The 1,325-nt window shown below is 79.1% G+C and carries 1 protein-coding gene; it reads left to right on the top strand.

Translation table 11 applies throughout. The features are described from left to right. Positions 1 to 526, top strand: a 526-nt coding sequence (locus tag EF918_RS35795) for an aminotransferase class I/II-fold pyridoxal phosphate-dependent enzyme (RefSeq protein ID WP_125652987.1), incomplete at its 5' end; no start/stop codon positions are given. Positions 527 to 1,325: the final 799 nt, after the last annotated feature.

Here is a 1,325-nt window from a genome sequence, read left to right as displayed (position 1 = left end):
CCTCCGCTCGCTCCTCCCCGACGGTGTCTGCTACGCCGGCAGCGTCTCCAAGCTCCTCGCCCCCGCCCTCCGCGTCGGATGGCTCCTCGTACCGCCGCACCTGCTCCCCGCCGTGTGCGCGGCCAAGCGCTACGCCGACCTGGGCAACGGCGTGCTCACCCAGCTCGTCCTCGCGCGGCTCATGGAGTCCGGCGACCTCGAACGCCATCTGCGTCACGTCCGCCGGCGCCACCGCCGGCGCCGGGACGACATGCTCCGAGCGATCCGCGCCCATCTGCCCGGCGCCCGCGTGCACGGCGCGGCCGCCGGGCTGCACCTGATGGTCACCTTCGACACGGCCCCGCCCGGCCTCTCCGACACCGCCCTCGCCGCGGCCGCCCTGGCCCGTGGGGTGAAGGTCCACCCGCTGTCCTGGCACCGCGTCACCCCCGGCCCGCCCGGCCTGGTCCTCGGCTACGCGGCCGGCCCCACCCACGCCATCGAGGAGGGCATCGCCCACCTGGGCACCGCCCTCCGGGAGACCTGACGCGGCGCCAGGGCGCGAACTCCGGCCCGTACCCGGGCAACGGAGTCCGGCGCGCACCATGACACGCCCACGGTGCCCACGGCAGGGGCAGCGGCACGGTGCCCGCCCAGCCCGGTCCTCGGCCACGCAGCTGGCCCCGCCCGCGCTGAGGACGAGCACCGCCCACCTTGGCGCCGCCCTGCGCGAAGCCTGACGCAGCACCAGGGCACGCAGTCCGGCCCGGGCCGCGACCCGCGGCCCGTCCCGGGCTCAGCCCGTAGCCCGCCGCTGCGCGCGCCCGCCGGCCCCGGGTCTCGGCTGGCCGCCAGGCCCGCGGCCAGCGGCACGCTGTGCCGCTCGCCCGCTCGTCCCGGGCTCTGCCCGCAGCGCGGCCTGTAGCCCGCCGTGGCGTGCGCCCGCCGGGCCCGGGTCTCGGCTGGCCGCCAGGCCGACGGCCCGCGGCCCGCGGCCCGCAGCTCGCTGCGGCGCTCGCCCGCTCGTCCCGGGCTCTGCCCGCAGCGGGGCCCGCAGCCCGCCGTGGCGCTCGCCCGCCCGTCCCGGGCCCCGTCTGGCAGCCGGCCCACGGCCCGGCCCCGGCGCGGGAACCGTGTGGCGGCGTTCCGAAAAAAGTTTTGCCGCCGCGGCAACCTCCCCGCAGGTCGCGCGTCGTGCGGGGGTGAAGGGCGCAATCCGGCGCCCTTCACCCGACCGTGGAGAACCACCGTGACCAAGATCGACCTCGCCCGCACCACCGCCGTCACCGCCGGCCTGCTCCTCGCTCTCGCCGCCCCCGCGCACGCCGCCGCCACGCCCTCCGCCC

Origin of the sequence: Streptomyces sp. WAC06614, assembly GCF_003949795.1 — a bacterium.
Taxonomy (GTDB): Bacteria; Actinomycetota; Actinomycetes; order Streptomycetales; family Streptomycetaceae; genus Streptomyces.
Note: the sequence above shows the minus strand (reverse complement) of the source record. Positions and strands in the feature narration are given on the sequence as shown.